Annotated in this window: 19 protein-coding genes and 2 pseudogenes; 9 read left to right on the forward strand and 12 right to left on the reverse strand. The window is 60.8% G+C overall.

From position 1 onward, the window contains the following. Positions 1-35: 35 nt before the first annotated feature. The 3 genes and pseudogenes from ACUN0E_RS15245 to ACUN0E_RS15255 form a co-directional block, all read left to right on the forward strand. Positions 36-1,508: pseudogene (locus ACUN0E_RS15245) on the forward strand (NCS1 family nucleobase:cation symporter-1). A gap of 69 nt (positions 1,509-1,577) precedes the next feature. After that, entirely contained in the window at positions 1,578-2,600 is a 1,023-nt protein-coding gene (locus ACUN0E_RS15250; RefSeq protein ID WP_445567129.1) for a porin, read from the forward strand. 9 nt (positions 2,601-2,609) lie between these two features. Continuing rightward, positions 2,610-2,906, forward strand: a pseudogene (locus ACUN0E_RS15255) (helix-turn-helix transcriptional regulator); the annotation flags it as partial. A gap of 142 nt (positions 2,907-3,048) precedes the next feature. Here the strand turns inward: ACUN0E_RS15255 and ACUN0E_RS15260 are convergent. Further along, positions 3,049-3,708, reverse strand: a complete 660-nt coding sequence (locus ACUN0E_RS15260; protein WP_445567130.1) for a YCF48-related protein — start codon at positions 3,706-3,708, stop codon at positions 3,049-3,051. 711 nt (positions 3,709-4,419) lie between these two features. On the opposite strand from ACUN0E_RS15260, the gene ACUN0E_RS15265 reads away from it, so the two are divergent. From ACUN0E_RS15265 to ACUN0E_RS15275, 3 genes are all read left to right on the forward strand, one after another. Beyond that, positions 4,420-5,418: a PadR family transcriptional regulator gene (locus ACUN0E_RS15265; protein ID WP_445567131.1), complete on the forward strand. Its 999-nt coding sequence runs from the start codon at positions 4,420-4,422 to the stop codon at positions 5,416-5,418. Positions 5,419-5,499: 81 nt separating this feature from the next. Next, the gene (locus ACUN0E_RS15270) at positions 5,500-6,327 is read left to right on the forward strand and encodes a siderophore-interacting protein (protein ID WP_445567132.1); all 828 of its coding nucleotides are present in this window, start codon (positions 5,500-5,502) and stop codon (positions 6,325-6,327) included. Between the two features lie 168 nt (positions 6,328-6,495). Beyond that, positions 6,496-7,752 carry an MFS transporter gene (locus ACUN0E_RS15275; RefSeq protein WP_445567133.1) on the forward strand — a complete coding sequence of 419 codons (1,257 nt, stop codon included), beginning with the start codon at positions 6,496-6,498 and terminating at the stop codon, positions 7,750-7,752. 455 nt (positions 7,753-8,207) lie between these two features. Here the strand turns inward: ACUN0E_RS15275 and ACUN0E_RS15280 are convergent, their stop codons facing one another. Further along, positions 8,208-9,221, reverse strand: coding sequence for an IS110 family transposase (locus ACUN0E_RS15280; RefSeq protein WP_445565288.1), 1,014 nt, complete (start codon positions 9,219-9,221; stop codon positions 8,208-8,210). A gap of 205 nt (positions 9,222-9,426) precedes the next feature. On the opposite strand from ACUN0E_RS15280, the gene ACUN0E_RS15285 reads away from it, so the two are divergent. Beyond that, positions 9,427-10,380: an IS5 family transposase gene (locus ACUN0E_RS15285; protein ID WP_445566635.1), complete on the forward strand. Its 954-nt coding sequence runs from the start codon at positions 9,427-9,429 to the stop codon at positions 10,378-10,380. Positions 10,381-10,656: 276 nt separating this feature from the next. Beyond that, the gene (locus ACUN0E_RS15290; RefSeq protein ID WP_445565288.1) at positions 10,657-11,670 is read left to right on the forward strand and encodes an IS110 family transposase; all 1,014 of its coding nucleotides are present in this window, start codon (positions 10,657-10,659) and stop codon (positions 11,668-11,670) included. Positions 11,671-11,884: 214 nt separating this feature from the next. On the opposite strand, the gene ACUN0E_RS15295 is transcribed toward ACUN0E_RS15290, so the two are convergent. The 10 genes from ACUN0E_RS15295 to ACUN0E_RS15340 form a co-directional block, all read right to left on the reverse strand. Continuing rightward, complete coding sequence (locus ACUN0E_RS15295; protein ID WP_445567134.1) at positions 11,885-12,736, reverse strand: AI-2E family transporter; 852 nt, start codon at positions 12,734-12,736, stop codon at positions 11,885-11,887. 140 nt (positions 12,737-12,876) lie between these two features. Next, entirely contained in the window at positions 12,877-13,119 is a 243-nt protein-coding gene (locus ACUN0E_RS15300; protein WP_105506373.1) for a CsbD family protein, read from the reverse strand. An 81-nt stretch (positions 13,120-13,200) separates the two neighbouring features. Beyond that, the gene (locus ACUN0E_RS15305; RefSeq protein WP_325046323.1) at positions 13,201-13,383 is read right to left on the reverse strand and encodes a CsbD family protein; all 183 of its coding nucleotides are present in this window, start codon (positions 13,381-13,383) and stop codon (positions 13,201-13,203) included. A 294-nt stretch (positions 13,384-13,677) separates the two neighbouring features. Then, positions 13,678-15,258, reverse strand: coding sequence for a PAS domain S-box protein (locus ACUN0E_RS15310; RefSeq protein ID WP_408511155.1), 1,581 nt, complete (start codon positions 15,256-15,258; stop codon positions 13,678-13,680). A gap of 180 nt (positions 15,259-15,438) precedes the next feature. Further along, on the reverse strand, positions 15,439-16,587 hold the full coding sequence (locus ACUN0E_RS15315; protein WP_445567135.1) for an enoyl-CoA hydratase/isomerase family protein: 1,149 nt from the start codon (positions 16,585-16,587) through the stop codon (positions 15,439-15,441). Next, positions 16,584-17,411 (reverse strand): enoyl-CoA hydratase, encoded by an 828-nt coding sequence (locus ACUN0E_RS15320; protein ID WP_445567136.1) that lies wholly within the window; start codon positions 17,409-17,411, stop codon positions 16,584-16,586. The genes ACUN0E_RS15315 and ACUN0E_RS15320 overlap by 4 nt, the downstream gene beginning before the upstream one ends. Beyond that, positions 17,408-18,313 carry a 3-hydroxyisobutyrate dehydrogenase gene (gene mmsB, locus ACUN0E_RS15325; RefSeq protein WP_445567137.1) on the reverse strand — a complete coding sequence of 302 codons (906 nt, stop codon included), beginning with the start codon at positions 18,311-18,313 and terminating at the stop codon, positions 17,408-17,410. Before mmsB ends, ACUN0E_RS15320 begins: the two co-directional genes overlap by 4 nt. Positions 18,314-18,438: 125 nt before the next feature. After that, complete coding sequence (locus tag ACUN0E_RS15330) at positions 18,439-19,956, reverse strand: CoA-acylating methylmalonate-semialdehyde dehydrogenase (RefSeq protein WP_445567138.1); 1,518 nt, start codon at positions 19,954-19,956, stop codon at positions 18,439-18,441. A gap of 59 nt (positions 19,957-20,015) precedes the next feature. Then, positions 20,016-21,707, reverse strand: coding sequence for an AMP-binding protein (locus ACUN0E_RS15335; RefSeq protein ID WP_445567139.1), 1,692 nt, complete (start codon positions 21,705-21,707; stop codon positions 20,016-20,018). Positions 21,708-21,806: 99 nt separating this feature from the next. Beyond that, positions 21,807-22,940 (reverse strand): acyl-CoA dehydrogenase, encoded by a 1,134-nt coding sequence (locus ACUN0E_RS15340; protein WP_408484591.1) that lies wholly within the window; start codon positions 22,938-22,940, stop codon positions 21,807-21,809. Between the two features lie 287 nt (positions 22,941-23,227). Here ACUN0E_RS15340 and ACUN0E_RS15345 point away from each other — a divergent pair, with 287 nt between their 5' ends. Further along, the gene (locus tag ACUN0E_RS15345) at positions 23,228-24,283 is read left to right on the forward strand and encodes an AraC family transcriptional regulator (protein ID WP_445567140.1); all 1,056 of its coding nucleotides are present in this window, start codon (positions 23,228-23,230) and stop codon (positions 24,281-24,283) included. Positions 24,284-24,321: the final 38 nt, after the last annotated feature.

Genomic DNA, 24,321 nt, shown 5'->3' on the forward strand with positions numbered 1-24,321 from the left:
TTTAGTGATGCCCCTGTGGCGATCAAGGAAAAGACATGGAACACGAATCTGTCCCGAGCGGCTTTAGTCCCCGCTTATATAACGAAGATCTCGCGCCGGTCCCGGACGAAAAGCGAACCTGGAAGACGTACAACCTGTTCGCGTTGTGGATGACCGACGTGCACAACGTCGGTACCTATGTATTTGCAGCCGCCTTGTTCGCCACCGGGCTCACCGGATGGCAAGTCCTGATCGGCATGCTCGGCGGCATCATGCTTGTCTACCTGTTTATCAACCTCGTCGGCAAGCCGAGCCAGAAAGTGGGCATTCCGTTTCCGGTCGCCGCACGGATGTCGTTCGGTGTGTTCGGCGCCAATCTGCCCGCGCTCATCCGCGCCACCATTGCGATCGTCTGGTACGGCGTGCAAACGTATCTCGCCTCGGTATCGATGCAGATCGTCCTGTTGCGCTTTTTTCCCTCACTGCAGGCGTTTGCGACGTTGCAACACAGTTTTGTCGGGTTGTCGGCGCTCGGCTGGGGATGCTACCTGTCGATGTGGGCACTTCAACTGATGCTGTTCTACAAGGGGATGGAGACGGTTCGCTCGTTTATCGATTGGGCCGGTCCCGCAGTGTATGTCGTCATGCTCGTGCTGGCAGTCTGAATCGTTTCGAAGGCCGGCTGGGGCAACATCGGTTTAAGCCTGACAAAGAAATCGCTCAGCACTTCGCAGACGGTCGGCGAGATCATCAAGGTCGCGGCCCTGATCGTCAGCTACTTCTCCACCCTGCTACTGAACTTCGGCGATTTCACGCGCTACACGCCCACCGCGAAGGACATGAAGCGTGGCAACCTGCTCGGTCTGCCGATCAACTGGATGTTTTCGATCGTCACAGTGGTCGTCACCTCCGGTACGACAGCGGTGTTCGGCCAGGCCGTGATGGACCCGATCGAGGTCGTCGGGCGTATCGACAACGGCACCGCGATCGCACTGGGGTCACTGACCTTCATCATCGCCGCGATCGGCGTGAACATCGTCGCCAACTTCGTGTCGGCGGCATTCGACCTCGCCAATACTGCCCCTTCGAAAATCAGTTTCAGGACGGGCGGGCTGATCGGCGGTGGCATTGTTCTCTTTACACTGCCATGGCATTTCTACAGTTCGCCGACTGCGATCAATTTCTTTGTCGGCACGATCGGCGGCGTTCTCGGACCGCTCTACGGAATCATGGTGGCGGACTATTACGTCGTCAAACGCCAGGACATCAGACGCGACGATCTCTATTCGGCTTCGTCAAGCGGCCGCTATTACTACACGCGCGGCTGGAATCTCGCGGCGGTCGGCGCACTCGTTCCTGCGGCCATTGCTTCGATGATCATCAGTCTCGTGCCAGCGTTCGATTTCGTTGGCCCATTCAACTGGTTCTTCTCTGCCGCTGCAGGCGCCCTGCTGTACACGGCATTCACCAGAAAGTCTCGACGCATGCAGAGCGCTGCGCAATTTACCGCCAGTCAGATTAGCGAGTGAACGGCGGAACCGCTCGCTCGGCGTGCATGCGCGGAGCGTCGAACTATCCCAATTCATTTAGAGAACGACATGAAGAGAATCATGACGGCCGCGTCGCTCGCGGTTGTCGCACAGGCAGCTGCGGGACAAAGCAGTGCGACGCTGTATGGCTTTATCAACACTGGCCTCGTCTCCGCCAGCAGTGTGTACGACCAGTCGACCGGTCGAAGCGGGACCGTTGTGAAAATGGACGACGGCATTTCCTGGGGGACGTCGCGCTTTGGCTTCACCGGCAACGAAGACCTCGGCGGCGGTCTCAGCGCTATCTACAAGCTGGAAGCGGGTTTTGACACGCCGACTGGCAAGCTGGCCGGTACGGCACTGTTCAATCGAGGATCGTGGGTCGGATTGAACGGCGGGCTCGGCACGGTCACACTGGGCCGCCAGTGGAATCTGGGCGACGACACCATGGTCGGCAGCTTCTTCAGGGGCGGATACAACCTGTCGGTATTCCGCCTGACCGGCTTCGATGAAGTCAGCGACCTGGTCGACAACGCAGTCAAGTACAAGACACCTGTGCTAGGCGGCCTTCAGGCTTCGGCGCTCTATGGCGTGGGAGGTGTGGCGGGAAGCCCGGGTGCAAATCAGGTCATCGAGCTCGCACTCGCCTATGGAAACGGTCCGCTGAATCTAGGTGCCGTGTACCACAGACGTAATGATGCGATTGCGCCCTTCGCGTCGGAACTCTGGGAACTCGGCGCGAACTATACCTTCGGTGTGGTACGTCTGCGCGCGGGGTATGCGAACAGCCAGTACCCGCAGCTCGACGGTTTGTTGCGACGTGCGGCGGTGTATGGCGTCGGCGGTGATTACACGGTCACCCCGGCTCTGGTGCTGTCGGCCGATGCGGTGTACCGGAAACAGACCGGGAGTTCCGACAGTGCGGCTTTCGTCAGATTGACTACCGACTACAGCCTGTCCAAACGGACTGGCGTATTTACCAATCTCGGCCTGCTGAAAAACCGCAATCAGGCTGCGGAAGCATTCTATGGGGACGGCCTCGCCGGACAAAGCCAGGTCGTACTCAATGTCGGTGTGCGGCATGCGTTCTGAGAACGATATCCGCTGAACTACTGTGCGGAAGACAAGAAACGGCGGCCGGCCGTCGCCGTCTTCATTCGTGATCCTTCCGGCACACCGAAAAATTCACTGCGCAAACTGTTTCGCCTGACACCGACCGAAACCGAAATCGCCCTGCTGCTGGTCGACGGCCTCACACTCGACGAAGCAGCCGATACCCTCGGCATGACCAAAATTACAGCGCGAGCGCACTTGCGCGGTGTGTTTGCAAAAACCGGCGCGACGCGCCAGGCGGTGCTCGTGAAGACGCTGCTTAATAGCGTGGTTTACATGGTCTGACGGGCACCGCGCCCCGGCAAAACACTGTCCCTCGAAGAATGCCGTATGGAACCGTTCGATAGAAAGGGGGTTTCCGCCCCTGTGCGAGATCAGGGCAGCAACAGGTGTTTGACGAACACCGCCCTGCGCACAGAAGCCGGCACTACGGATGTATCGGACCGCTTGCGGAAAAGAAAACCGTTCGACCGTCACGTCCCTCGACAACCGCTGTCAATGCGGTCCGATCGGCTCGCTGCTTGCCGGCGAAGCTCACTCCGTCATCCTTGCTGAAAGAAGAAACGCCGTCGAGCCCAACCGTCACCACGGATTTGTCCGGCATCTCAACCATATCCGTCACGGAACTCCTGAACGCCGTGTTCGAGCGCAGCCACGTATTGCCGCCGTCCGTGCTGCGATACACGGTTCCGCGCAATCCGCCAACCAGCAGCGTGCCATCCTGCAACGCAACACCGGTCCAGAACGAACCCGCGTAGCCCGTGTCGACAAAGGTCCATGTCTGGCCGCCGTCGGTCGAGCGGGCTACGCTCCCCTGCTCGCACGCAATAAACAGGTTGTCATGCCGATCCCCGAAAATCGAGTACAGGTTGCGGTCGAGTTTCTTCGCACCCGGCGGTGACAACGTAAGCTTCGACCAGGTCGCGCCACCATCCGTGGTATGCAGCATCAGCGACCAGAGACCGACGGCCCAACCTTCAGTTGAACTTTTGAAGTAAACCGTATAACGCAAAAAGTCGAATTCGCCTTCCGGCACCTTGCAGATTCGTGTCTTCTCCTCGTTGACCGTCAGCTTCAGTTTGCCCATGATCTCGCGCATTCGTGACAATGCTTCCCTTTCTTGCACAGGATCACCAGATCGTCCGCGTTGGTCACAATGCGACTCTCAAGACTGCGCTGAAGTCCGAGCTTCTTCCATGCCAGCACAAACCGGCGCATATAAATATTCGCCTGCAGTGGTGAGATGGGTGACCTGCCAATCACAAACGCGAAGTGACAGACAGTTGATCGGCCTGAGCCGACATTGAACAGATCCGGGTTCTTCTTCGGCAATCTGGCGGATTGTTAGCTTCAAAGAGCCTTGACGTAAGGGCTCGAAAACATCCTTAGCCCACAGAAATTTCCATACCGCCCTGAAATCTCCGCCTGACTAACAGAGATTTAGTGCCCGATCTATCGCAAAGCGCCGCAATACGCGTTCGTCCACTTGCGACTGAGCTCCGACTCGATGGGAAGAAGCTGCAATACGAGAAAAGCTCGCACTTTGCCATCATGACTAGCTTTGTCTACTGGCAGCTCGAGTCTCCGCGGGTGCACTGCAGGCAAATCACTCCCTAAAAAATTGTGCGTCGCACAACGAAAATTCGTGTTGCCGCAGACTTTGTTGTCTCTGAACGGCCCATTTCCGCTTCCCGCAGACTTTGTTGTCTGCCGATATCAGGCACAAAATAAGTTTGACAAAGTATCTTTAGATATATATCTTACGACACATCTTAAGACACAAATGGGAGTACCCAAGATGCGTCATCAACATCGTTTTTCCCGTTCGCATGGTGCGGACGAAGGTTTCTTCGCAGGGTATGACCGCCCGTCTTTGCATGCGCTTTGGCACGCATTCGCCCGTCACTACGAGTACCGCGGCGAGCGCGGCGGTGACGGCTTTGAATCTCACCATGGCGGACGTGGCGACTGGCACGAGTTTCATGGCGACGAGCGTGGCCGACGCGGCCGGCACGAGTTCCGCGGCGACGAGCGTGGCAATGGCCGCCACGGCGAGCGCGGTGAAGGCAGTGACCGCGACGACCGAGGCGGCTTCGGTCACGGCCACCGCTTCGGCCACCACGGCTACGACCGCTTCTCGCTGCACGCGCTGTGGCACGCAATCGGCCGCCATCACGAGCAACGCGGCGGCGGTCGCGGCGGACGTTTCGGCGGCGGCGGCCCGGGCGGCTTCGGTGGCGAAGGCGACGGCTTTCCGCGCGGCCGCAAATTCACTTCCGAAGATCTGCAACTGCTGCTGCTGTCGATGATCGATGCTCAACCTAGCCACGGCTACGAACTGATCAAGGCGCTCGAAACACGCTCGAACGGTTTCTACAGCCCGAGCCCCGGCATGGTCTATCCGGCGCTTACGTATCTGGAAGAACTCGGCTACGTGACTGTGCAACTCGAAGGCAACCGCAAGCGTTACGAGCTGTCGGAAACGGGCCGCGAGTACCTGGCTGCCAATCGCGACCGCGTCGAATTGATGCTCGCCAAACTGACGCATATCGCCCGCAAGATGGATTCCGTACGCCGCGCGTTTGCCGGTGAGGAGCCCGCCGACGTCAGCGAAGGCGGCTGGCTGCCGGAACTGAGCGAAGCGCGCCGCGCACTGAAGCATGCACTCCTGCGCCGTGACAACGTGCCGGCCGCCGAACAGCGCCGCATCGCCGCGATCCTGATGCGCGCGGCAAATGAAATCGAAGGCGAAGGCAATCCCCGGGGCGACGAAGGCAGCGGCGAACCCACCGCTTGAGATCGCGCTATCCGACACTCGCGTTCGAAGGTGCCCATGAGCAGCTTCGAACGCCAACCAAACCGACAGGAGTGGCACCTTATGCTGACAAATGACAACCGGACCGATCTGGCAGTTTATCGCGTGCGGCATCCGCTGAAGTTCCGTCTGTTGCAGGTCAAAGAGGTGCACGCGCTGACCCCGCATCTGATTCGCGTCACCTTCACGGGCGAGGATTTGCACGACTTCGTCTCCGCTTCGTTCGACGACCACATCAAAGTGTTCTTCCCCGAACCCGGCGCCGACAAACCCGTACTGCCCGAAGCCGGCCCTGACGGTCCCGTGTTTCCCGCCGGTCAGCCGCGCCCAATTGCCCGCGATTTCACGCCGCGCCGCTTCGACGCTGAAGCGCGCGAACTGGATATCGAGTTCGCCATGCATGAGGCCGGCCCGGCTGCAACGTGGGCGGCGCAAGCCAAAGTGGGTCAGTACCTCGGCGTCGGCGGCCCGCGCGGCTCGCTGGTGATACCGACTGGCTTCGACTGGCATTTGCTGATCGGCGACGACACCGCGCTGCCGGCAATCGCCCGCCGCCTCGAAGAGCTGCCTGCCGGCGTACGCGTCGCGGCTGTGATCGAAGTGGCCGATCAGTCGGCACAGATCACATTCACGACGCAGGCCGAACTGCATATCATCTGGCGCCATCGCAGCGAATCGGGCTATCGCGGCGACGCCTTGCTGCAAGCGGTACGCGAAATCTACTTGCCCGAAGACGGCGAAGGCTACGTATGGGCCGCCGGCGAATCCGCGACGATGCGTGCGGTGCGCTACCACCTGTGCACGGAACGCGGCGTCGACAAGTCGCGCATTCGCGCCGCCAGCTACTGGAAACAGGGTGCCGAAGCCGTGCATGAAACGCTCGACGACTGACCGTCCGTAGCGGGCGTGTGATGAACTGCGTGAATTGCGTGAGCCGTGTGAGCCGCATGAAATGCGGAGGCCGAGCGGTAATCCGTGAGCCGCACCGGCTACATGAGCTCTGCAAGATGCGTGAACCCAACAACCGGCGTGCTTCGAACAAAAATAAGGAATTGACCGATGTATTCAATTAGCACAAAGCATGAGCGCCGTTTGCTGTGGCTGCTTGCGCTGACGCAGTTCACCATCATCATGGATTTCATGGTGATGATGCCGCTTGGCCCGCAGATCATGCACTCATTCAGTATCACACCGGCCGCGTTTGCGACGGCCGTGTCTGCGTATTCGTGGTGTTCGGGGCTGTCGGGTTTATTCGCGGCGACCTATATCGACCGCTTCGACCGGCGCCGTCTGTTGCTGACGGTGTATGCGCTATTTGCGCTTTCGAATCTCGCATGCGCATTGGCGAGCACCTTTCCCCTTCTGCTTGCCGCGCGCGCTTTTGCGGGCATCACAGGTGGGGTGTTGGGCTCGGTGATCATGGCAATCGTCGGCGACGTCATCCCGGTGCAGCGTCGCGGCGCCGCGACCGGCACGATCATGACCGCCTTTTCATTGGCCGCGATTGCCGGCGTGCCGGCTGGCGTGATGCTCGGTGCGCACTTCAACTGGGCGGCCCCGTTCTATTTGCTGGTGGTGTTGTCGCTGGTCGTCTGGGTTGCCGGCTGGCAACTGGTCCCTTCGTTGGCCGAGCATTTGAGCCGCCACCAACCGGCGCTGGGCGAGGTGTTACCGGATTTGTGGCGTCTATTGAGCAACCCGCGGCACATGAATGCGTTTGCGCTGACGTTCATGATGATGATCGCGCATATGCTGGTGATCCCATTTATCTCGCCTGTATTGGTCGCCAATCACGGCGTGGCTCCGGCGCAGTTGTCGTGGTTGTATATGGCCGGTGGCGCAGCGACATTTTTCACTTCGCGCCGGGTGGGCAGGCTTGCTGATCGATTCGGCGCACGGCGCGTATTCCGGATTGCGGCAATACTTTCGTTTCTGCCCGTCCTGTTCGTAACGCATCTGCCGGATCTACCGTTCTATGCGCTGGTAATGTTTTTCCCATTTTTCATGGTGCTGATGTCCGGGCGGATGGTGCCGATGCAGGCACTCCTAACTACTGTGCCCGAACCTGCCCGGCGGGGTGCTTTCCTTAGCGCCAACAGTGCACTACAGGCTTTGGGCACAGGATGCGGCGCGTGGATTGGCGGCCTGATGCTGAGCAGTTCACCGACGGGGCAGATCGTAGGATACGGGACCGTTGGATGGGCAGCGGTCGCAATCGCGCTGCTCGGAGTATTCTGGATTTCACGCGTCCACGGGGCACAAAGTGCATTACCGCCGACGGGCGTATTGGCCGGCAACACAGTCGGGGAAGCTTAAAACCGACGACACCAACGCCCCGCTAAAACACCATAGAAGCACCGTAGAAGCACCGCATCGGCGCGCGCAGCGCCGCCGGAAGTATGACTGCCTTGTCACCAGAGCCGAATGTGCAAGAGCACAGATTCCAGATGCACCACTACCGCAACTGTGCGGGGGACCCGCTTATAAGCTAGGGAAGGTCTTATGTGGACGCCTCCCGGATTGCAAACAGTTTTGCGATGTTGACTGGCAGGTTTAGGCAGCACGCTTATGTCCGGCCCGTTTGCGCAGGTCGTTATTTGCCTGCAGGCCCTAATGGAATTCGCTGGCGAGGTCCTCATCTGCATATCGAACACAATGGTTCATCTTCCCTATCGGGTTTTCCTCGCCCCGGTCCAACCTGTTAGCCATCATGCAGCACGTGCTTGCGCTCCTTGGGGAAGTTGTGAATGTTGTAAATCGATAAACCGAAGCTAGGCGGTAGCGGGCGGCGATGCTTGATATTTCTCCGGTCGCGCCAGCACCGCCCAGATGGTTCTTGCTAACTTGTTGGCGACAGCGGCAACCGCTACGTTAAATGGCCTACGCTTGAGCAAACCATCAACCCAAGCCGATCGTTTGCCTTGGATGATCACCGAGCGGGCACCGTGCATCAATAGCGTGCGTAAATAAGTGTCGCCGCGCTTGCTCAGACCCATCTGCCGGACCCGTCCGCCGGTGCCGGATTGTCGCGGCACGAGCCCCAGCCATGCGGCGAACTCGCGGCCGGATTTGAACGTGCGTACGTCGCCTATAGCTGCGACGGTCGCTGTTGCAGTCAAAAGCCCAACACCAGGGATATCGGCAACCTTCTGACAGTCCGGGTTGTGGCGAAACAGGCTGCCAAGGCGCCGCTCCAGAACGGCCATTTCTCGATCGGTGTCCTGAGCGCGAGCCCATTGTTCCCTCAGGCTGTCGATTAGCATGGCGGGCAAACGTTCAGCGGCGCGTGCAAGCGCGGCGGGGAATGCTTTGCTGAAGGCCCGATAGCTTTCGGGCAACACTTCTCCGAATTCGTACAGCAAGCCACGCAATGCGTTCGTTTGCATGATGCGAAACTTCATCAGTTGAGCTCGCAAACGATGTATCGCCAGAACTGTTTGCTGAGCTTCGCTTTTGACCGCTACGAATCGTGCCTCTGGCTGTTGAGCAGCGGTGCAGATTGCCCGCGCGTCGGCCGCATCAGTTTTGTTCCGCAGTACAAAGGGTCGTACAGAGCGTGCAGATATGAGCTTCGCTTCATGCCCAAGGGCTTGCAATCGTCTCGCCCAGTCGTGGGCACTTCCGCAGGCTTCCATCACGACAATCGAGGGTGCACGTTTCGCAAAGAACTCGAGCACTTGCGCGCGCTTGAGTTTGAATCGTTCAACTTGGCCGCTCTGCGGATCGAGCGCGTGAAGTTGAAATACTTGCTTGGCGATGTCCATCCCGATGATCGTGAGTTTCATTTCAGATTCTCCTTGAAGAACGGTTGACGAGCATCCTCACTTTCGCACATTCGGGCGACCGCGAGTTCTACTTTCCGCACTCGCTTCGCCATCTCCACGACGGCCCGTTTCCGGGGGGAGGCGTCCATACCATCTGCAAAAGTCCTGGCGTTGACGTGTGTGTGGACTATCCTGGAAGAAGGATAGTTAATCAGGGAGAGTCTTGATGGCGCAACTGGGTCTTGGTCTGGATCTGTCAACGAAACGCACGCGTAAGCGGGAATTTCTCGAAGAGATGAGGTGCGTGGTGCCGTGGTCGAAGCTGATTGCGTTGATCGAGCCGCACTACCCGAAGGGTAAGACGGGACGCCCGCCCTTTCCGATTGCCACGATGCTGCAGATCCATTTCATGCAGCAGTGGTTCGGACTGTCGGACCCGGCGATGGAAGAGGCGCTCTATGACATGCCGCTGTACCGCGAGTTTGCGGGACTGGATGGCGGCATGACGCGGTTGCCGGACGAAAGTACGATTCTGCGGTTTCGCCACCTGCTCGAAGCACACGGTCTGGCTGTGCAGATGTTTGCGCTGGTCAATGAGATTCTGATCGACAGGGGATTGATGCTCAAGGCAGGATCAGTCGTTGACGCGACCCTGATTTCAGCACCCACTTCGACGAAGAATACGTCGGGTGAGCGAGACCCGGAAATGCACCAGACACAGAAAGGCCGTAGCTGGTACTTCGGGATGAAAGCGCATATCGGCGTGGACGCGCAGTCGGGCCTGGTTCACACGGTTGTCGGCACAGCGGCCAACATGGCCGACATCAATGAGGCTCAGTCGCTGTTGCATGGCGAAGAAACGGATGTGTACGCTGATGCCGGCTATCAGGGTATTCATAAGCGCTGCGATGAGGATTCAGCGCGCTGGCATGTTGCGATGAGGCCATCCAGACGAAAGCAGCTGGATCTGAATGACCGTCTGGACGCAATATTCGATCAGATTGAGCGTCTTAAAGCTGGAATCCGGGCCAAGGTTGAGCATCCATTCCGCGTGCTGAAGCAGCAGTTTGGCTATACAAAGACCCGATACCGGGGCCTGGCGAAAAACACGGCCCAGATCACAACACTGTTCGCGCTGGGCAACCTGTGGATGGCGCGTAAGCAATTGCTCAAAGCGTAAAACACGAAGGCGTAGATGCCATGTGCGTTGCAAATGCGAGTCGCCCTGGCCGATCAGAATCTGCGATCAAGATCCCTGCATGTTTGCAGTGTAAATGCGCCACGCGCTGCAAACAGCCGACGCACAGAAAACGGGTTGTGCAGATGGTATGGACGCCTCCCCCCGGAAACGGGCCGTCGTGGAGATGGCGAAGCGAGTGCGGAAAGTAGAACTCGCGGTCGCCCGAATGTGCGAAAGTGAGGATGCTCGTCAACCGTTCTTCAAGGAGAATCTGAAATGAAACTCACGATCATCGGGATGGACATCGCCAAGCAAGTATTTCAACTTCACGCGCTCGATCCGCAGAGCGGCCAAGTTGAACGATTCAAACTCAAGCGCGCGCAAGTGCTCGAGTTCTTTGCGAAACGTGCACCCTCGATTGTCGTGATGGAAGCCTGCGGAAGTGCCCACGACTGGGCGAGACGATTGCAAGCCCTTGGGCATGAAGCGAAGCTCATATCTGCACGCTCTGTACGACCCTTTGTACTGCGGAACAAAACTGATGCGGCCGACGCGCGGGCAATCTGCACCGCTGCTCAACAGCCAGAGGCACGATTCGTAGCGGTCAAAAGCGAAGCTCAGCAAACAGTTCTGGCGATACATCGTTTGCGAGCTCAACTGATGAAGTTTCGCATCATGCAAACGAACGCATTGCGTGGCTTGCTGTACGAATTCGGAGAAGTGTTGCCCGAAAGCTATCGGGCCTTCAGCAAAGCATTCCCCGCCGCGCTTGCACGCGCCGCTGAACGTTTGCCCGCCATGCTAATCGACAGCCTGAGGGAACAATGGGCTCGCGCTCAGGACACCGATCGAGAAATGGCCGTTCTGGAGCGGCGCCTTGGCAGCCTGTTTCGCCACAACCCGGACTGTCAGAAGGTTGCCGATATCCCTGGTGTTGGGCTTTTGACTGCAACAGCGACCGTCGCAGCTATAGGCGACGTACGCACGTTCAAATCCGGCCGCGAGTTCGCCGCATGGCTGGGGCTCGTGCCGCGACAATCCGGCACCGGCGGACGGGTCCGGCAGATGGGTCTGAGCAAGCGCGGCGACACTTATTTACGCACGCTATTGATGCACGGTGCCCGCTCGGTGATCATCCAAGGCAAACGATCGGCTTGGGTTGATGGTTTGCTCAAGCGTAGGCCATTTAACGTAGCGGTTGCCGCTGTCGCCAACAAGTTAGCAAGAACCATCTGGGCGGTGCTGGCGCGACCGGAGAAATATCAAGCATCGCCGCCCGCTACCGCCTAGCTTCGGTTTATCGATTTACAACATTCACAACTTCCCCAAGGAGCGCAAGCACGTGCTGCATGATGGCTAACAGGTTGGACCGGGGCGAGGAAAACCCGATAGGGAAGATGAACCATTGTGTTCGATATGCAGATGAGGACCTCGCCAGCGAATTCCATTAGGGCCTGCAGGCAAATAACGACCTGCGCAAACGGGCCGGACATAAGCGTGCTGCCTAAACCTGCCAGTCAACATCGCAAAACTGTTTGCAATCCGGGAGGCGTCCACATAAGACCTTCCCTACCACGAGCGTAATGGCAATGGCGCCCAAAGGCCCGGCAAACGGCACAAACTCCAGCAACGCCGCGCTCACCGCCAGCAAAAACGCATACGGCACCCCAAGCAACGAAAAAACCACCCCATAACAGATCAAAGTCGCAAGCGACAAAAACAGCAACGCCCGCACATACTTCGACAAAAGCACATTCAGATCCGTGACGATCTCGGCCCACAGCACACGATGCCGGTCCGTCAGCACATCAAGAAACGCATCGCGCATCTGCGGACCTTCCTTGATCAGCAGAAAGCTCAGAATCGGAATCAGCACGAGGTAAATCAGATTGCTCGCTGCATGCACCACGCCCAGCCCGACACTACGCGCCATCGGCACGGCCTTGTCGGAACCGGTCTCGATCTGGCCACGCACGAAATCCACAATCCTTTCGCGCAGCGGTTCAAGAAAATGCGGCAGCGGAAAGCGATTGGGTACATCGGATTTCATCAATTCAGGCAACTGCGCGAACAGATGCGTGGCCTGATCCTGCAGTTGCACGCCGAATAGCGAACCCGCCACCGCGATCACTGCGACCACCACCACGAACACCAGCGCAATCGATGCAACCCGCGGCACGCGGCGCGGCCGGAAGCGGTCGACAAGATCGACCATCGGGTAGATCAGATAGCTGAAGAAGACCGCGAACACGACCACCAGCAAGGTGGACGACGCGCTATAGAGAATGAACAGCAGCAGCGCGATCAGAAACGCAGTCCAGACTTTCCGGGCTGTAGAGACGTCGAATCCCAGCATGAACTTTCCTCGAACAGACGATAAGATCCGGTGCCTCGAACGCGCCGGGATCATCGGACAACCAAGGCGCCCGCAGGGCCGGAGAGACGCGCCTCGTGCACCGGTAGGCGACGCACCCGGCGTCGTAGCGCATCGCGGACTTACATCAGCTTGCCCAACAAAAATCCGACGCCGACCGCGATCAACAGCGCGCCGATGGGATTGTTGCGGGCCGTCTCGGCGACGTGGTCGACGCTATCGCCGTACTTGGCCTGCGCCTTACCGGCGAGTTGACGGACTTTGCCCTCGGCCTGAAGGTCGACGTCGCCCGTCAAGCCACCGACGGCATCCTGCACCTTGCCTGCCGCATCTTTCACGGTTCCTTCGAGCTGGTTTGAATTCATCGATGTTCTCCTTGAACAGAATGAGCAAGCAGTCACCGGCCGTAGCCGGCGTTTTACGGTTGCTGCTTCGTTGTTAACTCGTTAGCGCTTCACGCGATCGCGGACCGCATCCGCAGTTTCACCGACTTTAGACTGCACCTTGCCGGCCAGCTTTTCGGCCGCGCCCTCGGCCTGAGTCGTCCGGTTGCCGGTGACCTTGCCGATCGCTTCCTTCACGGATCCCTTGACCTGTTTCGCTGCACCTTCGACCCGATTCTTATCCATGATGATTTCCTTGAAAGTCTGGGTTGCACACAAAAGACATCGAGCGCGCAATGCCTGAGCGGCTTGGGCCGATCCCCACCGACACTCGACGCAGGATTTCATTGTCCCGGTTCGCCGCCCCTGCCGACAGGCGCGAATGCACCGGATTGCCTGGTGCATTTGAACCGCACGCCACCGCGTCTGAACCTGCGGATCGACCCGCTTCGACGCCTGCCGCGCCGGCTCGGCCGAAGCTCAGCAGCACGGTTCGTTCCCGACCGGGAATCCCGGCGGAAACAGGCGAGAGAACAATACCTAGGCCGTCCTGGGGCCCTTGCGGCGCGGCGCTTTGGCAGGCGTGAGGCCAAAGTGGCCACGGGTCTGCGCCCACACGATCGCCTCGCTCCGGCTATGTACATCGAGCTTCGCGTAAATCGTGGCGACATGGTTGCGCACCGTGTTCGGGGCGAGGCCCAATTCTCTGGCGATCTCCTTGTCCGCGAGACCTGTGCACAGGCAGGAGAACACATCCCGCTCACGCGCGGTCAGATCCGCGAAATGGCCGCCGGCATCGGGCGCGTTCGCGCGCCGCACGTTGACCAGCTTTTCGATCAGTGTCTGGCTGAACCAGGAAGCGTCCTGCATGACGGTTTCGATCGCCGTCACCAGTTCCATTTCGGAGCGCTTGCGCTCGGTGATGTCGAGCAGGGTCATCAGCACGCAATCCTTGCCGTGGATGCTGACCGCTTCGGCCGACACAAGACAGTTCAGCACGTCGCCGGCGTGATTGTTCACCTGGAATTCGACGTTACGCAGACTGCCGGACCCGGTGAGCGCCTCACTGATCCGCGCGCACGCGTCGCCGTTCCACAGACCGCTTTGGTCCAACTGCTTGCCCAGCAACTCTTCGGAGGAGAAGCCGGTGGTCGCCGTGAAGGCGTCGTTGATATCGAGCGTCATGTAATCGCCGGCGACGAACAGCGCGGTGGGTACCGGCGTCATCCGGAACGACTTCGCGAAACGCTCCTCGCTCTGCCGCAGCGCGCTCTCGGCGCGCTTGCGCGGTTCGAGATCCATGAAGGTGAACAGCATGCAGGCTTCTTCGCCGATATCAATCGGCTGGCCCGCCACCACCACGAACTTGTTGCCGCCTTCGGGGAGGCGCAGCAGCGCCTCCATCTGCGGAATGGTCGATCCTTCGCTGAGCCGTTCGATGGCGAGTTCGCGCTTCTCCGCGCCTTCGAAAACGTCGAGTTCGTACACCGAGCGGCCAATCACGTCCTCTCGCACATAGCCGGTCATCTCCAGAAAACCCTGATTGACCTTGATGTAGCGCTGATCGCTGAGGCGGCAGATGATGGCCGGCGCGGGGTTGGCGTTGAAGGTCTTCTCGAAGCGCTTCTCGGCGCTCGCCCACTCGCTCGCGTCGTGCAGGATCAGCGCAAGGCAATCGGGCTCGCCGCGGGCATTAGTCAGCACGAGGCTGCGCACACGATGCACCCAGTTCACTTCGTCGTCGTGGGCCGGAAAGACCTCGACCACCACGTCGCTGAAACACTCGCCCGCCACCACGCGTTCGATCGGATAACTACCCTCGGGCAGCGGATGGTTATTGCGGTAACGCAGCCGGAAGCGCTCGCGGTATTCGGTGACGTCGGCGCCCAGTTGCGCGACTTCAGTGATGCCGTGCATCTCCAACGCGGCCTGATTCGCCCAGACAATGGTCTGGTCCGGCTCGACGAGGATCACGCCCTCGGTCAGCCCCGTGATGATCTGCTGCAACTGGCGACGGTCGGTCTGCGTGCGCAGCACCTTGTCGTCGGCTGGCGGCTGGGGATCGTCTGAGACGGTGGATTGCACCGGTGGGGAGGATGCAGCGGGGGTTGTTGCGGTCATTATTATTGGCACGCGAGGCGCGCACACGAGAGCCTGTCCAGACCGCAGAATGGACCAAATCGCGCCGCCGCGCCAATAGCCAATGCACCAGGCGCTCTGGTGCACTTGCACCAGGTGCCGGGACCTGGCGGCGATCAGCGCCCGCTGCCGCGTCGTAGGGCGTCGCAGGCGCTGGTTACATCAGCCTTCTTCGGCGCCCAATGCAGACAGCGGATGCGTTTCCCTCTTCCACGGCGACGCCAGAAAATGCCGGACGCGATCCGGCCGCACTTCCGCGAGCGTCGCGGGCGCCCACCGGCTTTTGCGATCCTTGTCGATCAACTGCGCCCGCACGCCTTCGCAGAAATCGCCCTCTTCGATCACCCGCTTGACGATGCCCAACTCCATCCGGAAGCACTCAGCCAAGGTCATCTGCCGGCCGCGCAGAAGCGCCTCGCGCGTGACGTAGAGCATCGTGGGCGAGTGCCCGGTCATCGCGTCGTAAGCCGATTGCAGCCACTGCTTCACCTCGCGCGGCGGCTCGCGCTCCAGATCGTGGCGCAATGTCGCGACGATCCGCTCGATGCTCGAACGCCGGTCGAAATGCCTCAGGATCAACGGGGTAAACGGCCCCAAAGCAGCGTGTGGAATGATGTTGCACGGCGGCTCGAACACCCCGCGCAATGCAGCCATCAAGTCCCCTGCGTGCGACATGCGCTGCAAGCGCTCCTCGAAGGTGCCAAGCCACTCCGCCGGCACACACAGGTCCGCCAGTAGCAGGCGCAGCGCATCGGCGCCCGATAACGTCACGCCCGTGAGCCCGACATACAGTTCGACCTCCGCCGGCATCACGCTCAGGAAACGCGTCGCACCGACGTCCGGCAGGAAGCCGATGCGGGTCTCCGGCATCGCAATCTTGCTGCGTTCCGTGACGATGCGCAGCCGCGTCGCCTGGCCGAGCCCCATGCCGCCGCCCATCGAAATACCGTCGAGCAAGGCGACCACCGGCTTCGGAAACGCGTGCAACGCATAGTCGAGCCGGTATTCGTCGACGAAGAACGCAAGCCACCGGCTGTCGCCATTTTTCGCGAGCCGGTGCACCTCGCGTACGTCGCCTCCAGCACAAAATCCCTTGGTACCGGCGCCTTTCAGCACGAGGGCAACGATGCCGTCGTCGGTACGGCAGTGTTCGACCAGTACGGCAAGCTCGCGCACCATCGCATGCGATAGCGCATTGAGCGCGGCCGGCCGGTTCAGCGTGATGATCGCCACACGGTTGACGACACGAAACAGAATCTCGCGCTCCGCTTCAACGTTCGTATCGAGCGCCACGCTCTGCAAGGTGCTCATCGACGGGTCTCCCGCTCAGCGTCCGCTACGTGCTCCGCCTGCCCCACGTGTGTCACCTGCCAGCGTGGCGCGCGCTTCTCGAGAAACGCATTGACGCCTTCGCGCTGATCGGCGCCGTCGAACAGATCGACAAAGCGCTCCCGCTCCACCGCCAGGGCCGCCGCGCGCGGCACGCCATTGCGGCCCTGGTGAATCAGCGTCTTGCTGAAACCAACCGCTTGCGGGCTCAATGTCGCGACACGCGCAGCCATCGTCACTGCTGCCTCGCGCGCCGCGCCCTTTTCCACCACTTCTTCGACGAGACCGATACGCAATGCAGTCGCTGCATCGACGCGTTCGCCGGTCAGAATCATTCGCTTGGCCCAGCCTTCGCCGACCAGCCAAGGCAACGTCTGCGTACCGCAGCCGCATGGCAGCAAACCCACCGCCGTTTCGGGCAGCGCCATCAATGCGTGTTGCTCGGCGATACGGATATCGCAGGCCAGCGCGCATTCGAGCCCGCCGCCCATCGCGTAGCCGTTGATCGCGGCGATCACCACCGGCCGCGCGTTCTGCAAGGTCTCGAACGCCGCGCCAAAGCGTGTCGCCGCCGTGCGCGCGACCTCGCGATTGCCGTCAGCGAAGGTGTTCAGGTCGGCGCCCGCGCTGAAGAACCTGGGGCCGTCGCCCGTGATCACGATGGTCCGCACGCGCGCTTCACCGTTCAGACGCTCGACCGTCTGCTCCAATTGCAACAAACCGTCCGGCGTGAACGCATTCGCGGGCGGCCGTTTGAGCGTCAGCAGCGCGACGGCGCCGTCGTGTGCGTAGTCGAGTTCGATCATGACGCGTCTCCGTCCTTACCGTCCTGACGGTACAGCTTGATCACCGCGGAAAAGTCCAGACGTCCTGCGCCTTTGGTGCTCATCGTCTGATAAAGCTGCTGTGCAAGTGCGCCGAGATACACCGGTTGACGCGCGAATTTCGCGGCGTCGGTGGCGAGGCCCAGGTCCTTCAACATCAGATCGGTGCCGAAGCCACCGGTATAACCGCGCGTGGACGGCGCGGTGTCGATCACGCCGGGCATCGGGTTATACGTGTCCGAACTCCAGCAGCGGCCCGTTGAGGTATTGATGATGCCACCCAGCACCTTCGGGTCGATGCCAAGCGCCTCGCCCAGCGACATCGCCTCGGCCACGCCGGCCATGGTGATGCCGAGCACGAGGTTGTTGCAGATCTTCGCGACCTGACCGGTCCCGGTCTCGCCGCAATGCACGATGTTCTTGCCCATCGCCGACAACACTGGCTTGACCTGCTCATAGGCGCTCGCGCTGCCGCCAACCATGAAGGTCAGCGTACCGGCCGCCGCGCCGCCGGTGCCGCCCGAGACGGGTGCGTCGACGAAGGTGTTGCCGTGTTGCACGGCAAGCTCGGCGAATGCCTTGACGCTCGCCGGATCGATGGTGCTCGAATCGATGATCGTCACGCCTTTCGCGATGCCCGCGAAGACCCCGTCGTCCGCTGTCAGCACGCTGCGCACATGTGCGGCGGCGGGCAGCATCGTCACCACACATTCGACGTCGGTCACCGCGGCTTTCGGCGAACCTGCCGCTTTGGCGCCCGCGTCGACGAGTGCCTGCACAGCCTGCGCGTTGAGGTCGAATACGTTGACCGCGTGGCCTGCCTTGAGCAGGTTGAGCGCCATCGGCGCGCCCATGTTGCCGAGTCCGATAAAGCCTATTTTCATAATGTTCTCTCCTGTGTCGATGGGAGTTAGCGCTTCAGCGCTTACTCCCATCCCATGCAAAGCTCGATAGGAGTTAGCGCTTTAGCGCTTACTCCTATCCCATGCAAAGCAATAGACCGCGGGACTCAGCGCAGGCTGATGGTCGTGTTGACGCCGTCGTTGACGGTATCGTCGTCGAACCAGCGGGCGGTGACGGTTTTGGTTTGCGTGTAGAACTGCACAACCTGTTTGCCATAAGGGCCCAGGTCGCCCAGTTTCGAGCCACGTGAACCAGTGAAGCTGAAGGACGGCACGGGTACCGGAATCGGAATATTGATGCCGACCTGCCCGATATCGATCTCGCTCTGAAATTTGCGCGCCGCCGCGCCGCTTTGTGTGAAGAGACCCACGCCGTTGCCGAACGGATTGCGATTGACGAGCGCGATCGCGTCATCGAGCGTCGCGACATTCAGCACCACCAGCACCGGGCCGAAGATTTCCTGGCGATAGATTTCCATCTCCGTGGTGACGTCGGTGAAGACTGTCGGGCCGATGAAGTTGCCTTGCTCGTAGCCCGGCACTTTCACGTCGCGGCCGTCGAGTGCCAGCGTGGCGCCCTCTTTAACACCTGTTTCGATCAGGCCGAGAATGCGCTGCTTCGCCGCGCGTGAGACCACCGGGCCGATGTCCGTTTTCGGCTCGTTGCCCGCGTTGACCTTAAGCGTCCTGGCCTTGGCGACCAGATCCGGCAACCATTGCTGCGCCGCGCCCACCAGCACGACTACCGAGGTCGCCATACAACGCTGCCCCGCTGCGCCGAAACCGGCGCCAGCCAGCGCATTCAAGGTCTGCTCGCGGTTCGCATCGGGCAGCACGACTGCATGATTCTTTGCGCCCATCATCGACTGCACGCGCTTGCCGTGTTCGCTGCCGAGGCGATAAACATGCGTGCCAACCGCCGTCGAGCCGACGAACGAGATCGCTTTCACCAACTCGTGCGTGCAGAGCGCGTCGACCACGTCCTTGCCACCATGCACGACATTCAGCACGCCCTTCGGCACGCCGGCTTCGAGCGCCAGCTCGACCAGCTGCATGGTCGACAACGGATCCTGCTCGGATGGCTTCAGCACGAACGTATTGCCGCAAACGATCGCCATCGGGAACATCCACAATGGGATCATCGCCGGAAAATTGAACGGCGTGATGCCGGCGCATACGCCAATCGGTTGACGCAGCGTGTAGGTATCCACACCGCCCGCGACGTTCTCGGCGAATTCACCCTGCTGCAAGGTGCCGATCGAGCAGGCATGCTCGACCACTTCGAGCCCGCGGAAGATATCGCCTTCCGCGTCGGGAATCGTCTTGCCCTGTTCAGCGCTCAAGGTCCTGGCGATGCGCGGTGAATGCTCGCGAATCAGCGCCTGGTATTTCAGCATGATGCGCATGCGCGCGCCGATCGGCGTGTCCTTCCACGTCTTGAACGCGGTGTACGCCGAGCGGATCGCTTCATTCACTTCATCGGCGGTGGCAAACGGTACGCGTGCAAGCACCTCTTGCGTAGCCGGGTTGACGATGTCGCGCCATTCGGTCGTTTTGGATTCGACGAACTCGCCGTTGATCAGCAGTTTGACGGTGGCGGCCTTGTTCGAAGCAATTGCGCTCATGCTGGAACTCCTGTGCAGTGGCCGCGTCGCGGCCGGACAGTGATTGGGATTAAAAATAATCAACGCAGATCCGGGAAGTCCTCTTCCCAATACTCGCCGGGCAGGCGCGCGGGCTCAGCCTCGCGTTCCATTTCGCGGCGTCGCAATTCGACGCGGCGGATCTTGCCGGAGATGGTTTTCGGTAATTCGCTGAATTGCAGGCGGCGAATCCGCTTGTACGGTGCGAGTTTTTCGCGCGAGAACGCGAAGACCGCGCGCGCGAGTTCGGGGCCCGCTTCGTAGCCCTGACGCACCGTGACGAACGCTTTCGGCACCGACAAACGCAGCGCATCGGCACTCGGTACCACGGCCGCTTCGCCGATTGCCTCGTGTTCGATCAGCACGCTTTCGAGTTCGAACGGGCTCAGCCGGTAGTCCGACGATTTGAAGACGTCATCGGCGCGGCCAACGTACACGTAGTAGCCGTCATCACGACGCAGCGCGACGTCGGAGGTGTGATAGAACCCGTTGCGCATGGCTTGCGCGGTGGCGTTGGCGTTGTTCGCGTAGCCGGTCATCAAGCCGAGCGGGCGTTCGGCCAACGGCAGCGAGATTTCGCCTTCGGTGACGGGTTGATCGTCCGCATCGAGGAGCGCGATTGTGTAGCCCGGCAGCGGGCGGCCCATCGAACCCGGCACCACCGGTTGCCCCGGCGGGTTGCCGATCTGGCAGGTCGTTTCGGTCTGGCCGAACCCGTCGCGAATCGTGATGCCCCACGCGTGCCTGACGCGTTCGATGATCTCCGGATTCAACGGTTCGCCCGCGCCGACGATCTCGCGCAGCTTCACCGGATAGTCGGTGAGATGCTCCTGCACGAGCATGCGCCAGACGGTAGGCGGCGCGCACAGCGTGGTGACGTTGAAACGCACCAGCACGTCGAGCGTGTCTTTTGGCACGAAGCGCGGAAAGTTGAAAACGAACACACAGGCCTGCGCATTCCACGGCGCGTAGAAGCAGCTCCACGCGTGCTTGGCCCAGCCCGGCGAACTGATATTCCAGTGGATGTCGTTCGGTTGCAGGCCGATCCAGTACATCGTCGACAGATGGCCGACCGGATAGCTCTGGTGCGTGTGCTCGACCAGCTTCGGTTTGGACGTGGTGCCCGACGTGAAATACAGCAGCAGCGGATCGGTAGATTGCGTGACACCGTCCGGCGTGAATTGCGGCGACGCGTCATAGGCCGCGGCGAGGTCGATCCAGCCGTCGCGCGGTGCGCCGACGGAGATACGTGTGAGCGGCACATCGAGTGCATCGAATTTGGCCAACTCCGCGCTATCGACCACTACGAAAGTCGCGCCGCCGATCTGCACGCGGTCACGCACGTCGTCGGCAGAAAGCTGGGTGGTGGCCGGCAGCACGATCGCGCCGAGCTTCATGGCGGCGAGCATCACGTCCCAGAGTTCGACGCGATTCGGCAGCATCAGCAGCAAGCGGTCGCCGCGACCGACGCCGAGGCTCCGCAGGAAGTTCGCCATGCGTGACGAGCGTTCCGACATCTGCGCATAAGAGAGACGTAAGCCGTCGCTTGCCAGATCGTCGACGATCCACAGCGCCGGGTTGTCGTTATCTCGCGCGATCACGTCGAAGTAGTCGAGCGCCCAGTTGAATTCGCCTGGCGCCGGCCACGCGAATTCGCGGTAGGCGCGCTCGTAATCGGTTCGATGGCGCAACAACAGGTCACGCGCTTCGAGAAAGCCCTTCGCTGCAGTCATTGTCGTCTCCTTGTGGCGCGATATGCGCTCTGCTTTTTTGCCTCTGCTTCTTACCTTGCTAGCAGGCTATTCTGCGCTCAAACGCCGTCTAACTTGCGTTTAAACGTGGCGCGCGATAACCATCCGCTGCACCTCGCTGGTTCCTTCGTAAATCTGAGTAATACGGGCGTCGCGATAATGGCGCTCCACGGCGTAGTCCTCGAGATAGCCATAGCCACCGTGAATCTGGATCGCATTCGAGCAGATTTCCTCGGCGAGTTCCGAGGCAAACAGCTTGGCCTGCGAAGCCTCGGACAAACACGGCCTGCCCGCCGTGCGCAGCCGCGCCGCGTGATGCACGAGCAAACGCGCGGCATTCAGGCGGGTCGCCATATCAGCAAGCATGTTGGCAATCGTTTGGTGGTCCTTCAGTGCCTTGCCGAACTGGATGCGTTCGTTCGCGTAGAGGCGCGCGGCGTCGAATGCGGCCCGCGCGATGCCGACCGCCTGCGCGGCAATACCGATACGGCCGCCTTCGAGATTCGACAACGCGATGCGCAGACCTTCGCCGGGTTCGCCGAGCAGATTGGCTTCGGGCACCGCGCAATCGTCGAGCGAGATCGGGCAGGTGTCCGAGGCGCGAATGCCGAGCTTGTGTTCGGGCTTGCCGACGTTGAAACCCGGCGTGTCGGTCGGCACGATGAAGGCCGACAGGCCGCGCTTGCCGCGGTCAGGATCGGTGACGGCGAACACGATCGCGATATTGGCGCGCGCGCCGTTGGTCACGAACTGCTTGTTGCCGTTGAGAATCCATTTGCCGTCGCGCAGCACCGCGCGGGTGCGCAGATTGTTCGCCTCGGAGCCGGCTTGCGGCTCGGTCAGGCAGAACGCGCCGATGCGGCGTCCGGTGGCAAGGTCTTGCAGATAGCGGTCCTTTTGCGCTTCCGTGCCGAAGTTCAGGATCGGCCCGCAGCCGACCGAGTTATGCACGCTCATCAGCGTGGCGCAGGCGGCGCAGCCCGCGGCGATCTCTTCGAGCGCGAGCGCATAGGCCACGTAGTCGGTATAGGAGCCGCCCCACCCGGACGGCACGATCATGCCAAGGAAACCCAGCTCGCCCATTTGCGTCACGACTTCCGCCGGCAGCTTTGCGTCGCGATCCCACTGCCCGGCGTATGGCGCGAGGCGCCCAGTGGCGAAGTCACGGGCGGCATCGCGGATCATCCGCTGTTCGTCGGTATAGAAGCTTTCCATGCTCGATCCTGTTATGTGCGTCGAGTCGCGGTGGCGAGGCACGGCCTCGTCATCTGCGACACATCGCGGGGGATGGTCGGCCTCGCCGTGGTGTCTTCGGGCGATCCGTCCCGCGATCGGTTCATGCCAAGTGTAGGGAAGCGGCCGGACAGCTTCGATGCTCAGCCCGATCATTCTGGTTGAGCGTATTTACCATACCGGTATCATGGAGCCATGACTCATGCCACATTTTCAAAGGCTTAGCGAATCGCCATAAGGAAAATGTTGAGCGCATTTGCCAGATAGCCATGAAAAACCTGAAAAACACCAAGAGCGACAGGGGCACGATTTCCGTCAGTCTCGTCGAAGAGGCCCTCGCCCTGGCGCGAGTGCGTGGGTTCGAGGCGCTGCCGCTCGCCGAAGCCGCCGGCATTGCGGCGACAATGCTGGCGTCGCCGAAAAGCCGGGTCTCGTCGGCGCAATACGGCGCGCTGTGGGCCGGCATCGCCCGCGCGCTGGATGACGAGTTCTTCGGCCAGGACTCGCATCGTATGAAAAGCGGCAGCTTCATCGCGATGACACAGATGGCGCTGACTGCGCGTAACGGCGCGCAAGCGCTCGCGCGGGCGGTCGGTTTCATGCGGCTCGTGCTGGACGATCTTGGCGCACAGATCGAGACGGATGCGCAGCGGGTACGGCTCAGGTTCGTCGAGCGCGAGGGCACAAAGCCGCCGGCCATGTTCGCTTATGCGACCTACTTTATCGTCGTCTACGGCCTGCTGTGCTGGCTGGTCGGACGGCGCATCCCATTGATCGAGGCGCGCTTTCGCTGCGCCGAGCCGCCTGCCGCGCATGAATACCGCCTGATGTTCTGCGACGACATGACGTTCGATCAAACCGGGTCGTACGTCGATCTGTCGCCGGCGTTTCTCGACCTGCCGGTGATCCAGACCACGAAGTCGGTCAAGCCGTTCCTGCGCGATGCGCCCGGCAGCTTCATCGTCAAATACCGCAATCCCGGCTCGCTTGCGGCCCGGGTGCGCAAGATGCTGCGCGCGCTGCCGATGGCCGGCTGGCCCGCCGCCGATCAGATGGCGGAGCGCCTGCACGTCGCCGAAGCGACGATGCGGCGGCGTCTGAAGCAGGAAGGCTATACGTATCAGTCAATCAAGGACGACCTGCGGCGCGACATCGCAATCGGCGAGCTGCAGGACACCGACCGCACGATCGCCGACATCGCCACCGCGGTGGGTTTTGCCGAGCCGAGCGCGTTTCATCGCGCGTTTCGCAAGTGGACCGGCATGCGGCCGGGCGATTACCGGCCGGCGCGTGCGGATTTCACGCGTCGCACGGAATCGGACTAAGCTGTAAGCAGCAGGCCAGCCTTTTTTGGGGTATCGGC

The organism is Paraburkholderia sp. D1E (assembly GCF_052682275.1).

What these genes read in the sequence shown, in the direction of transcription:
- ACUN0E_RS15250 (WP_445567129.1), top strand. Translation starts at nt 1,578, where the DNA reads ATGAAGAGAATCATGACGGCCGCGTCGCTCGCGGTTGTCGCACAGGCA.
- ACUN0E_RS15260 (WP_445567130.1), bottom strand. Translation starts at nt 3,708, where the DNA reads ATGGGCAAACTGAAGCTGACGGTCAACGAGGAGAAGACACGAATCTGC.
- ACUN0E_RS15265 (WP_445567131.1), top strand. Translation starts at nt 4,420, where the DNA reads ATGCGTCATCAACATCGTTTTTCCCGTTCGCATGGTGCGGACGAAGGT.
- ACUN0E_RS15270 (WP_445567132.1), top strand. Translation starts at nt 5,500, where the DNA reads ATGCTGACAAATGACAACCGGACCGATCTGGCAGTTTATCGCGTGCGG.
- ACUN0E_RS15275 (WP_445567133.1), top strand. Translation starts at nt 6,496, where the DNA reads ATGTATTCAATTAGCACAAAGCATGAGCGCCGTTTGCTGTGGCTGCTT.
- ACUN0E_RS15280 (WP_445565288.1), bottom strand. Translation starts at nt 9,221, where the DNA reads ATGAAACTCACGATCATCGGGATGGACATCGCCAAGCAAGTATTTCAA.
- ACUN0E_RS15285 (WP_445566635.1), top strand. Translation starts at nt 9,427, where the DNA reads ATGGCGCAACTGGGTCTTGGTCTGGATCTGTCAACGAAACGCACGCGT.
- ACUN0E_RS15290 (WP_445565288.1), top strand. Translation starts at nt 10,657, where the DNA reads ATGAAACTCACGATCATCGGGATGGACATCGCCAAGCAAGTATTTCAA.
- ACUN0E_RS15295 (WP_445567134.1), bottom strand. Translation starts at nt 12,736, where the DNA reads ATGCTGGGATTCGACGTCTCTACAGCCCGGAAAGTCTGGACTGCGTTT.
- ACUN0E_RS15300 (WP_105506373.1), bottom strand. Translation starts at nt 13,119, where the DNA reads ATGAATTCAAACCAGCTCGAAGGAACCGTGAAAGATGCGGCAGGCAAG.
- ACUN0E_RS15305 (WP_325046323.1), bottom strand. Translation starts at nt 13,383, where the DNA reads ATGGATAAGAATCGGGTCGAAGGTGCAGCGAAACAGGTCAAGGGATCC.
- ACUN0E_RS15310 (WP_408511155.1), bottom strand. Translation starts at nt 15,258, where the DNA reads ATGACCGCAACAACCCCCGCTGCATCCTCCCCACCGGTGCAATCCACC.
- ACUN0E_RS15315 (WP_445567135.1), bottom strand. Translation starts at nt 16,587, where the DNA reads ATGAGCACCTTGCAGAGCGTGGCGCTCGATACGAACGTTGAAGCGGAG.
- ACUN0E_RS15320 (WP_445567136.1), bottom strand. Translation starts at nt 17,411, where the DNA reads ATGATCGAACTCGACTACGCACACGACGGCGCCGTCGCGCTGCTGACG.
- mmsB (WP_445567137.1), bottom strand. Translation starts at nt 18,313, where the DNA reads ATGAAAATAGGCTTTATCGGACTCGGCAACATGGGCGCGCCGATGGCG.
- ACUN0E_RS15330 (WP_445567138.1), bottom strand. Translation starts at nt 19,956, where the DNA reads ATGAGCGCAATTGCTTCGAACAAGGCCGCCACCGTCAAACTGCTGATC.
- ACUN0E_RS15335 (WP_445567139.1), bottom strand. Translation starts at nt 21,707, where the DNA reads ATGACTGCAGCGAAGGGCTTTCTCGAAGCGCGTGACCTGTTGTTGCGC.
- ACUN0E_RS15340 (WP_408484591.1), bottom strand. Translation starts at nt 22,940, where the DNA reads ATGGAAAGCTTCTATACCGACGAACAGCGGATGATCCGCGATGCCGCC.
- ACUN0E_RS15345 (WP_445567140.1), top strand. Translation starts at nt 23,228, where the DNA reads ATGAAAAACCTGAAAAACACCAAGAGCGACAGGGGCACGATTTCCGTC.